Origin of the sequence: Fictibacillus gelatini DSM 15865 (assembly GCF_000430745.1) — a bacterium.
In the GTDB taxonomy this organism is placed as follows: Bacteria; Bacillota; Bacilli; order Bacillales; family Fictibacillaceae; genus Fictibacillus_A; species Fictibacillus_A gelatini.
Genome location: NZ_KE387230.1, coordinates 52,698 through 69,736 on the forward strand (window position 1 = coordinate 52,698; position 17,039 = coordinate 69,736).

The following is a 17,039-nucleotide window of genomic DNA, read 5'->3' on the forward strand; positions in this document are numbered from 1 at the left end:
GGCAAAGATCGCTACGCAGCCATCTGGGTGAAAGAAAAGGGTCCAGCCTGGCAAGCGCGGCACGGAATGACGGCGGAGCAGTATCAGCGCACATTTAATGACCTCGTTAAGAAAGGCTACCGGCTCGTTGATGTTAGCGCCCATACAAATGGAGGCAAAGACCGCTACGCGGCGATCTGGGTGAAATAAGACGGGCCAGTTCGGGAGCCTTAGCTTAACATCAGTCTATCGTTTCATACCATTCACAAACTCACCTAAAGGCGCCCCGGTCCATTGTACGGGGCGGCCTTATATGCTCTTATCGTTTTCGTACGATACTATTTTTGATCGATCAATCAAGGAAACGTTGTGACAATTACTCCATCCATATTATTGCCTGAAATTTCATAATGACAGTGTCCCGGTGTTTTAATTGTCAACGTTTTAGAAACGGGGTAATACGAGATAGCATATTTTTTTCCGTTAACATTGGCAGTGATGTTTCGTTTTTCTTTTAGATCTGTTAAATATTCTTCTAACGTTACATTTTTTTCATGCATGATCGCGCTGTGAGGCAAACCGACATAACGGATATGCCACGGCTCATATTGGATGCCTGTAATCGCTGTTTTGTCCTCCGGGTATCGTAAAATGAAGCCGTATTTCCAGGCGTTTTTTCGCAACCATTTTCCTTCGGGCGCTTTCTCCATTTTCATTTGTGAAGAACCTACATCAAGCGATAAACCTAAATTATGTTCACTATAGCCCGGTGGCAAAGCATAATCTGGGCCCATTTCTTGATAAAGTTTGTTTTGCTCCTTAAAGTCTCGATAGCCGCTGTTAATCATAAAGTGATTAACGCCTTCTTTTTCAGCAGCATGAACCATTTGTGCAAAGTTTTGCGCGACCCTCTCTGATAGTCGAATATCGGCATGAAGCCATCCATATCCGCTTCCCCATTCATGAAGGTTTCTCAAATCAACGATATCTGATCTTACGCTTTTTTCGGGAATTGGATAGTCCTTGTTAACCAATAATAGATTTCCCTTGTAAATGTTATCTTTTGTAATTTTTATTGAACTTGCGCAAGTAGAAATCATATCAATGGGTCCACCATCTGCTTTCTCCACGGAGATGGGTTCTATAGAGAAGGAGGCAAGGTCAAGAAACAATAGAAGAAATAAATAAAAGCCCCACTTTTTCATTTGCGTTTTCTCCTTCGTCGTTCATGCTTCTAAGAATAGAGAAAACTATTTAAAAAAAAGTAGGGATAAAAATAAAATTTTTCTTAAATGATTTGGGGCGTTTAACGGGATTCCTGCGGCAATCGCACTTCAAAGCATGTGCGGATTACGTTGCTTTCAACAGAAATGGTGCCCTTATGTTGTTCAATAATATTCTTTGCGATGAACAAGCCAAGACCTGTACCGCCTTCTTCGTGAGTTCTTGCACGGTCACCCGTAAAAAACATATCAAAGATGTGAGGCAATTCTTCCTCAGGAATTGGGGGACCGCCATAGTTGATTACTTGAACGACGACATTTCCTTCTTCAAGGTAACTATTCATATCGATAAATTGGCCATCTTTCCCATAACGAATCGCATTCGTCAGAAGGTTTTCAAACACGCGTGCCAGCTGCTCCCCGTCGGCATCAATCATTAAGTCAGGCGTAATATGGGTTCTTGATACTAAATGGTGTTTCTCAAAAGAGGGGTACATCTCTTCGTTTAATTGCATGAGCAATTCACTAAAATTAATTCGCGATATTTCTAAAGGAAGCTTTCCATAGTTCATTCTCGTGATTTCGAACAATTCATCGATCAGCTTTTCTAAACGTTTGGACTTCGTATATGCAATCGTTGCAAAATGCTTGATTTGTTCCGCAGGTAAATGATTCCCTTTCAAAATCCAATCTAAATACCCTAAAACGGAAGTAAGCGGTGTACGTAAATCATGGGCCAAATTGACGACTAATTGATCCTTGCTGCTTTCCGCGAACTCCCCTCTTTCGATTGCTTCTTGCAGCTTTTCGTTTGCAAGATTAATATCCTGGGCAATTTTTTGAAATTCATCATTTGAAGAAATATGAACGCGATTGCTAAAGTCTCCATTGGCAAGATGATGAATCCCTTTGGAAATTTCATTAAAATAGGTTGCATATGGCTTCGTGAAATAATAAAAAAACACGATTGTGAGCGGAACAAAAATAATCAAGAATACATTAATATCCCCAACATTTCTCATGAACATGCGAAAACGGGCCAATGGATCTTCAAAATGGACGGAAGTATGATAATAAAATTGAAGGGCCTTATAAATAACATAAGTGATGGAACCGGACAACAGCATGCTTAATCCCGCAATTACGATCATTCGTGTACGAAAACTTCGAACCTTCTTATCCATTGAATGTATAACCTACCCCCCAGACGGTTTTAATGTACTTATTTTTGTCTTCTTTAAGCTTTTTCCGCAACGTACGGATATGGACCATGACCGTGTTCTGGCTTTCATAGTACGCTTCGCCCCATACTTGTTGGAAAATGTTTTCCGCGCTAAACACTTTCTTTGGGTGGCTGGCCAGCAAATACAAAATATCAAACTCTTTCGGGGTTAATTCGATCGTTTCACCATAAAGGGTCACTGACCGTTGTTCAGGAGAAATCGCTAATCCGCCAGCTTCAATCAGCATTGAATGGTTGGTCGTCTGGTTGAATTTAGAACGGCGCAGCTGGGCTTTCACCCGGGCGACCAGCTCCATCGGGTTGAATGGCTTCGTCATATAGTCGTCTGCCCCAATCACAAGCCCCGTAATTTTATCGAAGTCAGACGTCTTCGCACTTAAAAAAATGATCGGCAACATATGGTGTTTCTCGCGAATTTGCCGGGTCACTTCATACCCATCCAGCTTAGGCATCATAATATCTAATATCGCTAAATCGAGCGACTGTGTCTGAATCGCATGAATGGCTTCTTCGCCATCGGAAGCTTTCACGCAATTGTATCCTTCCTTTTCTAAATGTAGGGTAACGAGATCTGCAATCTCCACCTCATCATCAGCAATCAAAATCGTTTCGCGTTTCAATCTATTTCACCTCAGTCTATTACTAAAAACGGATTGTGACCTGTCAATCTACTTATAACAACAAAATACATTATATCTCGAAATGGCGTATTTGAAAGGCGCTTTCTAGCATCCTTAATGTGCGTATGTTTCCAGGGTCTATTAAAACCCCGGGTTGATGGATAAAACATTGATTTTCACTGCAAAAATTTAAAGATTGAATACATTATTTGGGTGTTTTTAAAGACAAGTCCCTGGCGTGTTGCCAGGGACTTGAACATTTTTCTTATTCGGTCACGTTCCGCAATAGGTTCGGTAAGGTATGTCAGATGGTGCAGGCGGTTTTGCGTATTCAGCCTGTTCGGGAGAATGCGCGAACGGGTTTGAAAGGGCTTCAAGAAGCCGCTCCATAACGCTGTAGTCACCTCGTTCAACCGCCGCTGCCAGTGCTTCTTCGACCCGATGGTTTCGCGGAATGACGGCGGGATTGCTATTTTTCATCAACTGTTGCGCGGCTGTTTTCGATTCCTGCTGCCTATCCAGTCGCGCCTGCCACTTCTCATTCCAGAGGGAAAACTCAGGTGAACACATCAGCCCCGTTTCCTCCTGTTGATCAAACGTCAATGCGATGAAGGTATTCGTATAGTCCGCGCTATGTTTATGCATCAGATGGAGAAGCTCTTCGATTAACGACTCATCTTCTTTCTCTTCGTTAAAGAGTCCGAGTTTTGCTCTCATTCCTTGAAGCCATTCCGAACGGTATAAAGTGCCGAATCGTGATAACGCATTTTCGGCCAGTTTAATCGCTTCTTCCTGATCTTCATGCAGGAGCGGCAATAAACTTTCCGCCAATCGCGCGAGATTCCACCCTGCAATAGGCGGCTGATTGCCATAGGCATAGCGGCCCCGGATATCGATAGAACTGAATACCGTTGCTGGATCATAGGCATCCATGAAAGCGCAAGGGCCGTAATCGATGGTTTCTCCGCTAATGGCCATATTGTCAGTGTTCATCACTCCATGAATGAAGCCAACGAGTTGCCATTTGGCGATAAGTTTAGCCTGCCGCTCCATCACTTTTTGAAAAAATGACAGATACGGTCCTTATCCTCTTCAACGTCTGAATAATGACGCTTAATGGCATAGTCGGCCAGGATCTGAAGTTCCTCTTTCGTGCGCCATTTGGCAGCGTATTCAAACGTCCCGACACGTAGATGGCTGGCTGCAACCCGGGCCAGAACGCTGCCAGGTAGCTCGGTTTCGCGAAATACCGGCTCGCCCGTCGTCACCACGGCCAGACTGCGGGTCGTTGGAATGCCAAGCGCATGCATCGCTTCACTAATGATGTATTCGCGCAGCATCGGACCAAGAGCGGCCCGGCCATCTCCTCCGCGGGAATATGGCGTCCGGCCTGAACCTTTAAGCTGGATGTCCACCCGTTCGCCACGAGGGGTGATCTGCTCGCCTAAGAGGATTGCCCGGCCGTCGCCCAGCATTGTAAAATGGCCAAATTGATGCCCCGCGTAGGCCTGGGAAAGAGGGAAAGCCCCTTCTGGAATTTCGTTTCCGCCAAACACTTCGGCGCCTTCTTCGCTTTCCAGCTTCTTCACGTTTAAACCGAGGGATGTTGCCAATGGCTCATTGAGAATGACCAATTTCGGCGATTGCACGGGTGTTGGCCTGGTGCTAGTAAAAAAGGATTCCGGAAGGCGGGCATAACTATTGTCAAAGTTCCATCCTGTTTCGTTGCTCTTTGTCATAGGTTCTCCTTTATCGTTTTTTTTCTTTTATAAAAGATCTAGCAGTCTTTTTTTAATGTCTAACTTCTTCCAATCCATTATACCTTATTTCCTGAAAATCGCGGCTTTAAGGATTCTTGCTCTTTTCCCTGCCCGAAAGTGAGCCGAGAAAAGGCATCAAGCAACGAAAAAACGGAATAAATAGGGTTTCTGTATGGTGTCGTAAAAGCAAAAGAAGGATATTTTCTATTTTAAAAGAATAAGGAATACTAAATTTCGAAAAAGTGGTGAGATCAATAGAACGAAATATGAACTTCTTTTTAGGCGTCAAAACAGAAAAATGTATCGCGGACCGGCAAAAACAAATGGTGATTATAACCGAAGCCGTTAGAAAGGGGATGGCGGTTTGAAACGTCTGATGGAATTACAAATCGGGGAGTCTTTAGAAACGGTTCAGCTAGAACCTGTTTCAAGGATCTCTTTAATTAAGTATGCCGGTGCCTCCGGGGATTACAACCCGATTCATACGATCGATGAAGAAGCAAAAAGAGCCGGGCTACCAGGGGTGATTGCACACGGGATGTGGACAATGGGGCATTTAGCCAAACTATTTACGCCTTATTATGATGAGGGTTTTATTCAAGATTACTCTGTCAGGTTTAGAGACATGGTATTTCTCAATGACGTTATTACATTGCAAGCAACGTTAAAAGAACTAAATGGAAATAAGATGAACTTTCTGGTCAAAGCAGTCAATCAACATGGAAAGGAAGTCGTAAAAGGAAACGTGTTGTTTCATATGTATGAATGAGAAACCTATAATTGATGGAAGTATCGTGCTAAAAACGGCGGTTTGCGGTTTTTCAATTGGCGCCGTATGAATTAGAACCAATGATTAGCGGCATTGTCTATGGCATTAAATCGTTGCCAAAAGAAGTGACGGAGACGATGATGCTGTACCTTAAAGTAAAACCCCTGATTTTTTCTATCTAAAGAAAAAAATCAGGGGGATGTTTATTCAAAGTGATAGGACTGAAAAACGTTCGTTACTTTTGGAACGACATAGTGGCTGCCGCGTTTATTCTCAACGTTTTCGATCATCAGCGCGATGAGCAATTCAGGGTGGTTATTGTTAAAGGCGACATACCAGCCGTTTTCTCTTCCTTTTTCGCCCTGTTTCATCTTCAATTCCGCCGTTCCCGTTTTGCCGGCAAGCGGAACATCTGCCATCATCCCGTCGTGGGCGGTTCCGTGCGGGTTTTTCACGACTTGAACAAGATCATTGCGAATGGTGGACGCGACTCCGGACGGCATTACATCTTTTTTCCAAAATGTTGGCGCCTCTTCGCCCTTATCCGGGATGACAAGCCTCGGGGCGATCAAGTTTCCTTCGTTTACAAAAGGCGTGTAAGAGAGCGCCAAGTGAAGGATGCTCATTTCGACCTGACCCTGACCGTAGCCTGTATCGGCGAGGCGGCCCTCTGACCATTCGCCGCTAATCAGGCTCGATGGCTCAATCGGATAATCAAAGGGGATTTTTTCGCCAAGCCCGAACGCTTTTGCCTCTTTTTCAAATGTCTCGCTTCCAACCGCTAAAGCGGCCTGGGCAAAATAAATGTTGTCCGAATAAACGAGCGCTTTTTCTAAATTAACCGGACTCACATCGCTTACCCTTGTCACATAATGGTCGCCCCATGACTTATCCTTTTGCCATTTTAAGCCGTTGATTGTTTTTTCTTCATTCGGGTCGATTGTACCTGTTTTCAAACCGATGGCTGCCGTGATCGGCTTAAACGTAGAGCCGGGGGCATACGTTTGCTTAAAGCGGTTTAACAGCGGCTTCTTTGGATCATTGTTCCACTTTTCGTATTGTCCTTGAGACAGCCCGAGGACAAAAAGGTTGGGGTCATAGGACGGACTGCTGACAAGAGCCAATACATCGCCGGTTGACGGATGGATCGCGGATGCCGTTCCCGCATCTTTTTTCATTTGCCCGTAAAGGTTGTTTTGCACGGTTGCGTCGATCGTCAGTTTGAGCGGTTTTCCATCGGCCGCCTGCTTTTCGGCGAGCACGTCTTTTTTGTTGCCATTTTTATCGACGATCGTAATGATGCCGCCATTTTCCCCTCTAAGGCGCTTTTCAAAAAGCTGTTCCAGCCCGGCTTTTCCAACCCAGTCATTGGCGGTGTATCCTTTGCTCTTTAGCTTTTCCAATTCCTCGGCGTTGACTGGCCGAATATAGCCGACTAAATGAGCTGCGGCGTTTTTCAGCGGATAAACGCGCGTCATCGTTTTTTGAAAGGTCACTCCGTCAATTTTCTTCAGCTTCGATACGGCCGGGTCGTCCTTCGAAACGGTTTTAATGGGCACGAAAGAATCCGGCCTTACCCAGGAAGCCTTCAGTTTCTGGTCAATTTCCTTAATCGATACTTCAAGAATTTTTGCCATTTTTTGTTTTGCTTCTTTATCTTTCCCTTTCATCCATTGGGGAACGATCCCGACTTGAAAGGCCGTGCCATTGATGGCGAGCCCTTTTCCGTTGCGGTCAAAGATTTCTCCGCGTTTCGCTTCGTACGTTTCGGCCCGGACTTTATCGCCTTTTTTCATTGGCGGGAAAATTTGCGATTCATCCCATTGGATATACCAATTTTCCTTTTCGCCTTTACCGTTTTTCACGAGTTTGACGTTATGCTTATAATGGACCGGACCAGCAAGCGTATCCATTTTTACCTCATATGGATAAGAAACGGCATTGTTCTTGTCAGGTTCAGGTTCTTTCTTTGGAATAAGAGGCTTAATCGTTACGTTTTTCGCTTCAATTCCGCCATAAATTCCTTTATATCTCTCAATGAAATCATCTTTCGAAATGTTTTTCTTCGATTCGCTTGATAACAGGCTGTACATATCGCCGTACTTCGCTTTTTCCCAGCTCGATATGTATTGTTTTAAATGGTTCTCGGGCGATGGTTCTTTGCTGCAGCCTGTAATCAGACAGGCAAGCAAAACCCCTATGGCGGCAACAAGTAATCTTCTCAAAAGTAGACCCCTTTCTTGATTTGTTTAACGGGTTGTATTGAATAGCTTAACTTTATCATAATTCATCATCCATTATTATGAAAATGCTCATGGAAAAAAGGGCCAGCCAAAACGGCTAGCCAATAAGGAGAATAATATAAAACTACTGATTCGCAGGCAAGCTAAGAAAGGCTGGTATCCCTTTGATTTAGCTTGTTTTTCAAGATCAGCATATTTATTTTATGATGAAACTTTTCTCTAGAAAAGTACTATCTTTTTCTAGTACCCGAACAAATGTTTCTATTCGATTTCAACGGAAAATGTTTCTTTTAAGCCTTTTTTTCCGTCAGCGGTGATCTTTATCGCCCGCGTTTTTGGCAGGCGCTCCATCCAGTTCAATTCCAACAAGCGTTCAAGTAGGGCATTTCCTAAGGCTCCGGCAAGATGATGGCGTCTTTCGCTCCAGTCGAGGCATTTGTGCGAGAATGAACGCCGTTTTTTTCTGACCACCTTAAGGTCAATTTGAAACGCCTCAAAAAATTCCTCGCCTTTTTTCGTAACGGTAAACGCATTCTCCTCTTCGCCAATCACACCTGAGTTTAGCAGGGATTCTGTCAATTTCACGCCTAAATTCCCGGCAAGATGGTCATAGCATGTTCTAGCAAAACGAACCGCCCGATCTTCCGAAGCTTGTTTCAATGATTTAATTTTTACCGGCGGAGCGATAGACAAGATCGATTCCATCACGCGGGCCACTTCTTCGTCCCGAATTCCATAGTATCGATGCCTTCCATGCTTTTCAACGGCAATGACATTTGCATCAACCATTTTTGCTAAATGGAAGCTTGCCGTTTGCGGCTTGACTCCTGCCATAAACGCTAATTCACTGGCAGGATGAAACCGCCCATCCAATAAAGCGGTTAATATCGCCGCACGTGAAGGCTCGCTTACAAGGGCAGCGACTTTTGCGGCATTTGGGATTACGTTCATAGTGTCCCCTCCTTAATTTGCATTCCATACTTCGATGATAGTGGAAATATTTATGTTTTACAATAGAGAAGAACTCAAGAATGGGAGGAAAAATGAAATGTTACAAACAACAACCATACAACCGAAAATTCTCTATTACGGAACGCCTGTTATTTTGCTAAACACGCTGAATGAAGAGGGGACGGTGAATATTAGTCCGATTTCGTCATCATGGGCATTGGGAGATTGCATCGTACTGGGGGTCGGCCTTGGCGGAAAAGCGATTGAAAATATGGAGCGGCTCGGTGAGTGCGTCATTAATGTTCCAGGTCCTTCGTTATGGGAGAACGTCGAACGCCTGGCTCCTTACACTGGGAAACACCCCGTTCCCGCGTTTAAGCAGGAAGTTGGATTCACTTATGAAAAAGACAAATATAAAATAAGCGGGTTGACACCAATGGAATCGAAAGTAGTTAAGCCTTCCCGAATTACGGAGTGCCCGCTGCAAATCGAGGCAAGAGTGAAGAACATCCGGATTCCCGATCATTCTCCTTTTTTTGCGATAGTAGAGACGGAGGCGGTTTGCGTGCATGCCCATAAAGAGATCGTCATTGGCGAACATTACGTCGACCCGCATAAATGGAGTCCGCTCATCTATAATTTCCGCCATTATTTCGCCCTTGGGGAACACCTGGGGAAAACGTTCCGCGCTGAACGTTAAGGAAGACGCATTTATTAAATCATTCACTTATTCAGTTAAACAAGCAAAATCCCCTGTCCAGGGGATTTTGCCTTAAACATACAATTTATGTACGAGTGTCACCAGACAAATAAGCCGACGAGCATGGCGCTTAATAAAGAAACGGCAACCCCGCTCACAAGAAGCTTCCATACATTTTTGCCGATGACGGTTGATCGTTCGGCGCCCAATAGCGAATCGTACGTTCCATAAATCATGCCAACGGTGCTGAAATTGGCAAAAGACGTTAAAAATGTCGTCGCAACGGCGATCGTGTGTGGAGGCAATGAACGCAAATGCGTTTTTAAATCCATCATTGCGACAAATTCATTCGTTGCGATTTTGATTCCCATTAACTGTGCAACATATAGCGCATCATGCCACGGCAGGCCGAGCAAATAAGCAAACGGGCTGAAAATATAGGAAAAGATTTTTTGCAGGGTCAATCCGTGGATGAAGAATCCTAATATCCCATTAATACAGGCTGTTAGCGCCACATAGCCGATGACCATGGCGAGAATGACGATAACCATATTGATTCCAACTAACATGCTGTTTGAAATCGTTGAGAAAAAATCTTTTCGCTCTTCTTTCGGAGGGGTATAGATGATATCATCCTCCTTGCTGACTTCCACCGGATTTAAAATATTGGCCAGGATGAGCGCATTTAAGCAGTTTAGCGGAATGGCGCTGAAGACATATGTTGCGGGAACCATCGAAAGGTAAGCGCCAATGATTGACCCGCTAATGCTCGACATGCTCATGATCCCGAATGTCAATAAACGGTTCGCTCTCAGCACATCAAGTTGTTGGCGGATGACGGCCAATGCTTCCGTATTTCCTAAAAACATCATTTGAATCGAAAAGAAGCTCTCTAATTTTGGCAATCTCGAAACTTTTGAAATGCACCAGCCTACTTTATCGATGATCCATGTCAAAATCCCGAAGTAAGAAAGAATATCAAAGAATGTAATGACAAAGATGATCGGAAGCAATGCGCTGAAGAAAAAGTCGATCGTTTGATTGTCCATCACTGACGGGAAGGCAAAGGCGATTCCTTGATTCGCGCAGGAAATCAGCCAGGTGAAAAATGAAGCGATTTGATCAATGATCCATCGTCCAACGGTTGTTCCTAACATGATCCATGTAATGAGCAATTCAAGGACGAGCAAGATGAGTATCGGCCGCCACTTCACTTTCCTCTTTTCAGGAGAACATAAGAAAACGATGGCGAGCACAATTAAAATGCCTAAACAATTGAATAAGAAATACATATGCGACAACTCCTTGTCGGTTAGTATTTCAACATAAAAAAGCTCTTATTCTTCATCTGGTTCGGATGAAAAACAAGAGCATAAAGGATTGGAGTTGTCGGTTAATAAACTTCGTAATTTTGTCCGGTTTGTGCACCCTCGACGCTCTTTTTGAACGCTAAGGCAACGCGGCTGACTGGAACCGGATCGAATCCAGGGAATAATCCGCTATATTTATGCCATGATTCTTGCACAACATTCGGACTGACGCTATTGATTCGGATTCCCCTCGGCATTTCAATGGCTGCGGCTTTTACAAAAGCTTTAACCCCGCCATTTGCCATGGCGGCAGATGCTCCCTTAAGGATGGGGTCATCCATCAAAATTCCAGTTGTCAACGTAAAGCTCCCGCCGTCATTCACGTAGTCCATTCCTACGAGCACTGCATTAATCTGGCCTTTCAGCTTGCTTTCAATCGCAGTCTCATTTAATTCCGGCGTCAATTCAGATAAAGGCCCGAAATAGGCGCTTCCCGTTGCACTGACGACAGCATCTACTTTACCGGTTTGTTTGTACATGTTTTTCAAGCTGTCGATGGAAGTAATATCAACCTTCACATCAGCGCCATTTCGTCCGGCACGAATAATTTCGTGGGTTTTTCCTAATTCTTCTGCAACTGCTTTTCCAATAGTTCCGCTTGCACCGATTACAATAATTCTCATGTTTAAAATCCCCACCTTTCCAAAAAGATTTGCCTATTTTAAATCTAAATAAAAATATTTCCAAAAGCAAATTGTAGACACTATCATTACCATAGGCAGGGAACATCTTTTTCTTAAAAATTAATACGCATTCTGTTTAGCAAAGATTTCTCCAAGAGAACGGAGAAGCTCTGGAACGTCCATGCGCTCCATAACCACTTCAATGAAGACAAGCTTATCTGCGATTTCAGCCCGATGGAAGGCGTCAGCCAGCTCCTTTTCGGTAGTCGCGCACATGCTCAGGCTATTGTCGTTCATGTCAAGCACTTCGGGTAATTTGCTATACTTCCACCTGTTAATGTCGTTATATTTCTCATTTGGTCCATGAATGGCGCGTTCTACGGAGTAACCGTCATTATTAATGAGGATAATGATCGGTTTCAGTCCATTTTTCAGGATGGTCGATAATTCCTGGACGGTGAGCTGGAATGATCCATCGCCGATGACTAAAATATTGCGGCGGTCCGGGTTTGCGATTTGCGTTCCGAGCAATGATGGCAGCGTATAGCCAATGGACCCCCATAACGGCTGTCCTACAAACGTCGACTTTTCAGGAAGCGGCATTGTTGCTGCGCCGAAGAAGGCAGTTCCTTGTTCCACAAGAAGTACATCCTCTTTGTTTAAGAAACAGCTAAACTGTTTCCAAAAGCGTTCCTGGCAAAGCGGTTCATCAGTTGGAATAAAAGCATTGTTCGTTTCCCTATCGTAAAAGGATTGAACGTTTAACGTTTCTTTATCGCGATGGCGGACATTTGCAGTCAATCGGTCCAATACATCGCCCATGGCCGCTGCATAAAAGGTTTCATTTAATTTAGCCCATGAAGGGTGAAGTTCAATTATTTTATGTTCATCGAGTTGATGAGAAAAGCCGCCTGTCAGTGAATCCGTCAATTTCACCCCGATGCTTATAATGCAGTCCGCTTCTTCAACCCGGCTTCGGACATATGGATCGCTCAATGCACCCGTATAGATGCCGATGAATTGAGGATGGTTTTCATCAATCACGCCTTTACCCATGCTTAACGAGCTAATGGGGAAGCCGGATTGGTTAACAAAAGCTTGTAACTTATCATTCATGTCATAGCGATTCACTTCGTAATCCGCTAAAATGACCGGAAATTTCGCCTCGTTTATTTTATTTAACGCTAGGTCGATGAATTTGTTCAATTCTTCTGTTTCGCTTTTGAAGTTCCGTAGTGCCAGCGGGGTTTTTGGCGCTTCAATTTCTTTATAGCTAATATCAGAAGGTAGATTAATATAAACCGGCCGCTTATATAGCCAACATTCTTGAAGTACGCGGTCAATTTCTTCGGCGGCATTTTCCCTCGTTAAGGTCGTTTGGGCTACCGTCACTTCTTTAAACATGTTAGTAAAATGTGTGAAGTCGCCATCTCCTAGAGTATGGTGGACATATGCGCCAGACTTGACCACGCTAGTTGCCGGTGAACCGGTAATTTTGACCACTGGCACTTGCTCCGCATAAGAACCAGCGATTCCGTTAATGGCACTTAATTCCCCGACTCCAAAAGTCGTTACGAGTGCCGCGATGCCATTGATTCGCGCATAACCGTCCGCAGCATAAGCGGCATTTAATTCGTTGCAGTTGCCTATCCATTCAATATGATCAGTTGCCTCGATTTGATCGAGGAATCCCAGGTTAAAATCACCCGGAACGCCAAAAATATGTTTAACGCCCATTTCTTTTAGTCTTAAAAGCAAATAATCGCCAACTGTGCATGTCGTTGAATTCATTTATGCAACACCCCTTTGTTCAATTAGGTCAATGAACTTGACCTATGTCATTATTCACTATATCATCATGGTTCAATAAACGTCAATATTGTTGACCTATATTGAAAAAAGTTTAAATTTTCATGACTTATTAAAAAAAGACGCCGAAGTTTGATATTCTTTAAACAGGAGGTTACATGAGATATGGAGAAAAATCGTGAAGAACAACTAAATGAAATACTTGTCCTCTTTTATTTTGCCTACCGGACATTTACGAAAGAACCGGATCGCATCCTTGAACAACACGGCATCCAGCGTGTCCATCACCGGATTTTATTTTTCATCGCCCGAAAGCCTGGATTGAGCGTAAATGAACTTCTTGCAACGTTGGAAGTAAGCAAGCAAGCTCTCCATGCCCCAATGCGGCAGCTGATTGAAATGGGATACATAAAAAGCGAACCGGCAGAATATGACCGCCGCGTCCGAGAGCTCCGCCTGACGGAAAAAGGCGAAAAGCTCGAAAAACAATTAAGCAATGTTCAGCGAAAGAAAATGGATGCCATATTTAAAGAGGCGGGCGTTAAAAACGAGGAAGTGTGGAAAGAAATAATGAAAAAAATCATAGAAAATGAATGAGCTGGACGAATGTGGCTTTTGCTATAGCACACAGCCTTTTTGAATAGCCCGGCACTCCTGGAGATACATTAAAGTAGGAGGTGAATCACGATGGACAAAAAGAAGAATGAAAACATCCAGGAAAATGTACGGGCCGAGCTTGGCGGCTTAGAAATATACGGAACGACAGGAAATATTGAAATCGGCGGCTACCGCATGTCAGGCGATATTGAAAATGCGGGGCGCCTTGACAAAGGATTTGAAAAAGCTCCGGGCAATGAAGGAGCGACGGCCTCATGGACGGAAGAGAAGCAACGCAAAAAGCTGCGCAAACATTAGATTCTTATAAAAAAAGAGCTTTTTTTAAAAAAGCCCGGGCGCTCTATTGCATGGCCCGGGTCTTTCCAATTCGTTTCAATCGACATTTTTCGTTTATTTTCCAAAATCTCAATTTTATTTTCCGAAGCCAGGAATTTATTTTCTAAGATCTTAATTTTATTTTCCAAAACCACGAATTTATTTTCCAAAACCCATTATTTCTTGTCCAAACTTGCTTTAAATGGATTTTTCTCGTGCAAACTCGTTTTACAAACGCAAACTATTCTCTTCCAACCAATAAGCTTCTCTTATGTTAATCTGCCTGCGAATTTTCCTCACGATATCGACGGTAATTTGCCCTTTCTCATACAAGTATTGAACTTCATCCCGCTCAGCTTGAAATGCCTTCACTTGCAGTTCCCGTTTTAAACGGGAAAATTCTCTTCCGTCAGCTGCGATCAACATCTTCAATTTCGTGAGCCGCTCGTTATATTCCCCAATGACGAGAAAAGATAAGGCTTTATTTTGGGAAGTCAATCCGTTTTTTAACTCGCGAATGGCCGCTTCTGCCATGTTCATTTTTAACCGGATCATGTCTTTATGTTTTGTGAGCCGCTTTTTGCGCAATTGCTCTTTGTTCGGCTTGAAAACCTGGGCCATTTGCGCCAGGATTTTTCCTAGCAATGTCCATAAGACGAGCGCCTTATATTTTAATTCGTTTGTGATGGCCATTTCTTTACGGCGAATATATTCCTGGGCCCAATAAGCCATTTCTCGGTTAATCCGCTTTTCTTTTATCAATTTTTCTACATACCGCGACTCCGCTTCAAGCGCTTGAATGCGGATTTCGGCTTCTGCATTTTTTAAATGATCCGGGTCGATCTTCGTGCTTTCATATTTTAATTGGTTAATTTCGCGATTGTAAGCCGTAATGATCGATAAAGCTGCCGTGCGGTTTACGTCATTTACCGCGTCCTCGATGGTCCGGATAGCAGCCACTTTTATTTGAATAGATGCATCTTTTTCCATTTCTTCTTTTTTTCTCTTAATAGTTGTCTCTTCTGTTTTAGCAACCATCGGAAGGAAAATGCTTGCCACGACGAGCGTCACCAAAATCACGCCGGCCGCAATAAAAATAATCAATGAACGTTCCGGAAATGGGCTCCCGTCAGCAAGAACAAAAGGAATCGAAAACGCGCCTGCCAATGTAACCGCCCCTCTTACACCGGAGATTGTCGTTATTCCAATCAATCTGAGGACAGGTTTGGCCATCCGTTTCTTTTTCAATAGCCAGCCGATCCACCAGGAAAAATAAATCCAGGTGAAACGAAGCATGTAGAGAGTAGCTGTAATAAGCAAAATATATTTCGTCACAACCACATTGTTAAACATCGGGTCTTTAAAAATTTGGCTCATGACCTTTGGAATTTGCAGGCCAAGAAGGACAAACACTAGCCCATTTAAAAGATACAAAATGACGGTCCATGTGCTTTTTGATACGATTTGCAAATCGATCGTCGGCGATTTTTCCCGGTCTTTTTCCACCGCATGAACAATTCCTGCTGCAACAACGGCTAAAATGCCAGAAAGATGCAAGTGTTCAGTGACGAGATAAATTACAAACGGCGTCATGATTTGAATGAGCATATGCACGGTCACATCTTCCATGCCGAAACGGCGAATAAGCACCCGGAACCGGATGATAATGAATGCAAGAAGCGCTCCGCTAAAAAATCCGCCGATGGCAATCGCTAAAAAACTGATAGAGGCATTGGCCAGTGAAAAAACGCCGGTTACGGTTGCCGCCACTGCAAATTTAAAAGCAACAAGACCAGATGCATCGTTCATGAGCCCTTCGCCTTCTAAAAGGTGCATCACATCTTTTGGCATGTTTACCCGGCTTGACATCGCGCTTACCGCAACCACGTCCGTCGGTGATAAAATAGCGGCCAGCGCAAAAGCAGCAGGAAGGGGGATTGAAGGGATCAGCCAATGAATAAAGTGGCCGATGGCAAACACCGTGACAAACACGAGGCCGAGAGCAAGGAGCAGAATCGGCACCCGCAATTTCCATAAAGCCGCTCTTGAAACAGTTCTCCCATCATTAAAAAGGAGTGGGGCGATAAAAAGGACTAAAAACAATTCCGACTCCATCGGCACGTGGATCCCAAAAGGAAGAAGAGCCATCACGACGCCAAAGGCAATTTGAATGAGCGGCGCAGGAATAAACGGCACTATATGATTGACAATATTTGAAAATCCGATGATAGCTAGCAGCAGCAAAACAATAAGGAACATTTCCATTTCGTACATTTCCTTTTTAATGATTATCATTTGAAACGGCCACTTTCCTTATTCGACGAAAAAGACCGTATTGAAAAATGAATAAGCGAGCAAAATGCAACCCGGATAAAGTATCAGAGGCAAAATTTTTGTCTAATAGAGCCTGTCTCAAGGACAAAAATGAGGTCCGGAGGGAAGCCACTGAAAAAGTTCCTTTTAATAAAAAACTAAAATTTTTGAAAAACCAAAACCAAAAAAAACAGTATTTTTCACTTAGGAAGTGGGGGATAGCATCATGTTTACAATGCATTTCGCTTACCAAAGTGGGGATGTATTTTTTAGGAAAAAGAATTTTTGAAAATTTCTTGGACTTTTTCAGTGACCTCGTCCGGAGACGAAAGTCTGTCCGATAGAACGGGTCTCAAGGCCAAAAATGAGGTCAGGAGTCGGAAATCTGTCCGATAGAACCCGTCTCAGGGACAAAAAAGAGGTCAGGAGACGAAAATCTGTCCGATAGAACAGGTCTCAAGGACAAAAATGAGGCCCGGAGGCGAAAATCTGTCCGATAGAAC

13 protein-coding genes and 2 pseudogenes are annotated in these 17,039 nt (G+C 43.7%); 5 read left to right on the top strand and 10 right to left on the bottom strand.

Features of this window, described 5'->3' with window-relative positions:
• Positions 1–189: pseudogene (locus H538_RS0119130) on the top strand (hypothetical protein); the annotation flags it as partial.
• Between the two features lie 146 nt (positions 190–335).
• Here H538_RS0119130 and H538_RS0119135 read toward each other — a convergent pair.
• The 4 genes and pseudogenes from H538_RS0119135 to H538_RS24525 all read right to left on the bottom strand — a co-directional run bounded on the left by H538_RS0119135 (position 336) and on the right by H538_RS24525 (position 4,804).
• Complete coding sequence (locus H538_RS0119135) at positions 336–1,184, bottom strand: D-Ala-D-Ala carboxypeptidase VanY (RefSeq protein WP_026678939.1); 849 nt, start codon at positions 1,182–1,184, stop codon at positions 336–338.
• A 101-nt stretch (positions 1,185–1,285) separates the two neighbouring features.
• Complete coding sequence (locus H538_RS0119140) at positions 1,286–2,386, bottom strand: sensor histidine kinase (RefSeq protein ID WP_026678940.1); 1,101 nt, start codon at positions 2,384–2,386, stop codon at positions 1,286–1,288.
• Positions 2,379–3,065: a response regulator transcription factor gene (locus tag H538_RS0119145; protein ID WP_026678941.1), complete on the bottom strand. Its 687-nt coding sequence runs from the start codon at positions 3,063–3,065 to the stop codon at positions 2,379–2,381. Before H538_RS0119145 ends, H538_RS0119140 begins: the two co-directional genes overlap by 8 nt.
• Before the next feature lie 273 nt (positions 3,066–3,338).
• Positions 3,339–4,804: pseudogene (locus tag H538_RS24525) on the bottom strand (protein adenylyltransferase SelO).
• A gap of 385 nt (positions 4,805–5,189) precedes the next feature.
• Here H538_RS24525 and H538_RS0119160 point away from each other — a divergent pair.
• Positions 5,190–5,594 carry a MaoC/PaaZ C-terminal domain-containing protein gene (locus H538_RS0119160; protein WP_026678942.1) on the top strand — a complete coding sequence of 135 codons (405 nt, stop codon included), beginning with the start codon at positions 5,190–5,192 and terminating at the stop codon, positions 5,592–5,594.
• A 203-nt stretch (positions 5,595–5,797) separates the two neighbouring features.
• Here H538_RS0119160 and H538_RS0119170 read toward each other — a convergent pair whose 3' ends face one another.
• Together H538_RS0119170 and H538_RS0119175 are read right to left on the bottom strand one after the other, a co-directional pair.
• A complete protein-coding gene (locus H538_RS0119170; protein WP_035351665.1) occupies positions 5,798–7,819 on the bottom strand; it encodes a penicillin-binding transpeptidase domain-containing protein in 2,022 nt (673 codons plus the stop codon).
• 279 nt (positions 7,820–8,098) lie between these two features.
• Entirely contained in the window at positions 8,099–8,788 is a 690-nt protein-coding gene (locus H538_RS0119175; protein ID WP_026678944.1) for an ArsR/SmtB family transcription factor, read from the bottom strand.
• 97 nt (positions 8,789–8,885) lie between these two features.
• Here H538_RS0119175 and H538_RS0119180 point away from each other — a divergent pair, with 97 nt between their 5' ends.
• Positions 8,886–9,488 (top strand): flavin reductase family protein, encoded by a 603-nt coding sequence (locus H538_RS0119180; protein WP_026678945.1) that lies wholly within the window; start codon positions 8,886–8,888, stop codon positions 9,486–9,488.
• Positions 9,489–9,586: 98 nt separating this feature from the next.
• Here H538_RS0119180 and H538_RS0119185 read toward each other — a convergent pair whose 3' ends face one another.
• From H538_RS0119185 to H538_RS0119195, 3 genes are all read right to left on the bottom strand, one after another.
• On the bottom strand, positions 9,587–10,780 hold the full coding sequence (locus tag H538_RS0119185; protein ID WP_026678946.1) for a NupC/NupG family nucleoside CNT transporter: 1,194 nt from the start codon (positions 10,778–10,780) through the stop codon (positions 9,587–9,589).
• 101 nt (positions 10,781–10,881) lie between these two features.
• Positions 10,882–11,481 (bottom strand): short chain dehydrogenase, encoded by a 600-nt coding sequence (locus tag H538_RS0119190; protein WP_026678947.1) that lies wholly within the window; start codon positions 11,479–11,481, stop codon positions 10,882–10,884.
• A 120-nt stretch (positions 11,482–11,601) separates the two neighbouring features.
• Complete coding sequence (locus H538_RS0119195; RefSeq protein ID WP_026678948.1) at positions 11,602–13,272, bottom strand: alpha-keto acid decarboxylase family protein; 1,671 nt, start codon at positions 13,270–13,272, stop codon at positions 11,602–11,604.
• Positions 13,273–13,455: 183 nt separating this feature from the next.
• On the opposite strand from H538_RS0119195, the gene H538_RS0119200 reads away from it, so the two are divergent.
• The gene (locus tag H538_RS0119200; RefSeq protein WP_026678949.1) at positions 13,456–13,887 is read left to right on the top strand and encodes a MarR family winged helix-turn-helix transcriptional regulator; all 432 of its coding nucleotides are present in this window, start codon (positions 13,456–13,458) and stop codon (positions 13,885–13,887) included.
• 90 nt (positions 13,888–13,977) lie between these two features.
• A complete protein-coding gene (locus H538_RS24530; protein ID WP_051291578.1) occupies positions 13,978–14,205 on the top strand; it encodes a hypothetical protein in 228 nt (75 codons plus the stop codon).
• 246 nt (positions 14,206–14,451) lie between these two features.
• On the opposite strand, the gene H538_RS0119215 is transcribed toward H538_RS24530, so the two are convergent.
• Entirely contained in the window at positions 14,452–16,488 is a 2,037-nt protein-coding gene (locus tag H538_RS0119215; protein ID WP_026678951.1) for a Na+/H+ antiporter, read from the bottom strand.
• Positions 16,489–17,039 lie beyond the last annotated feature (551 nt).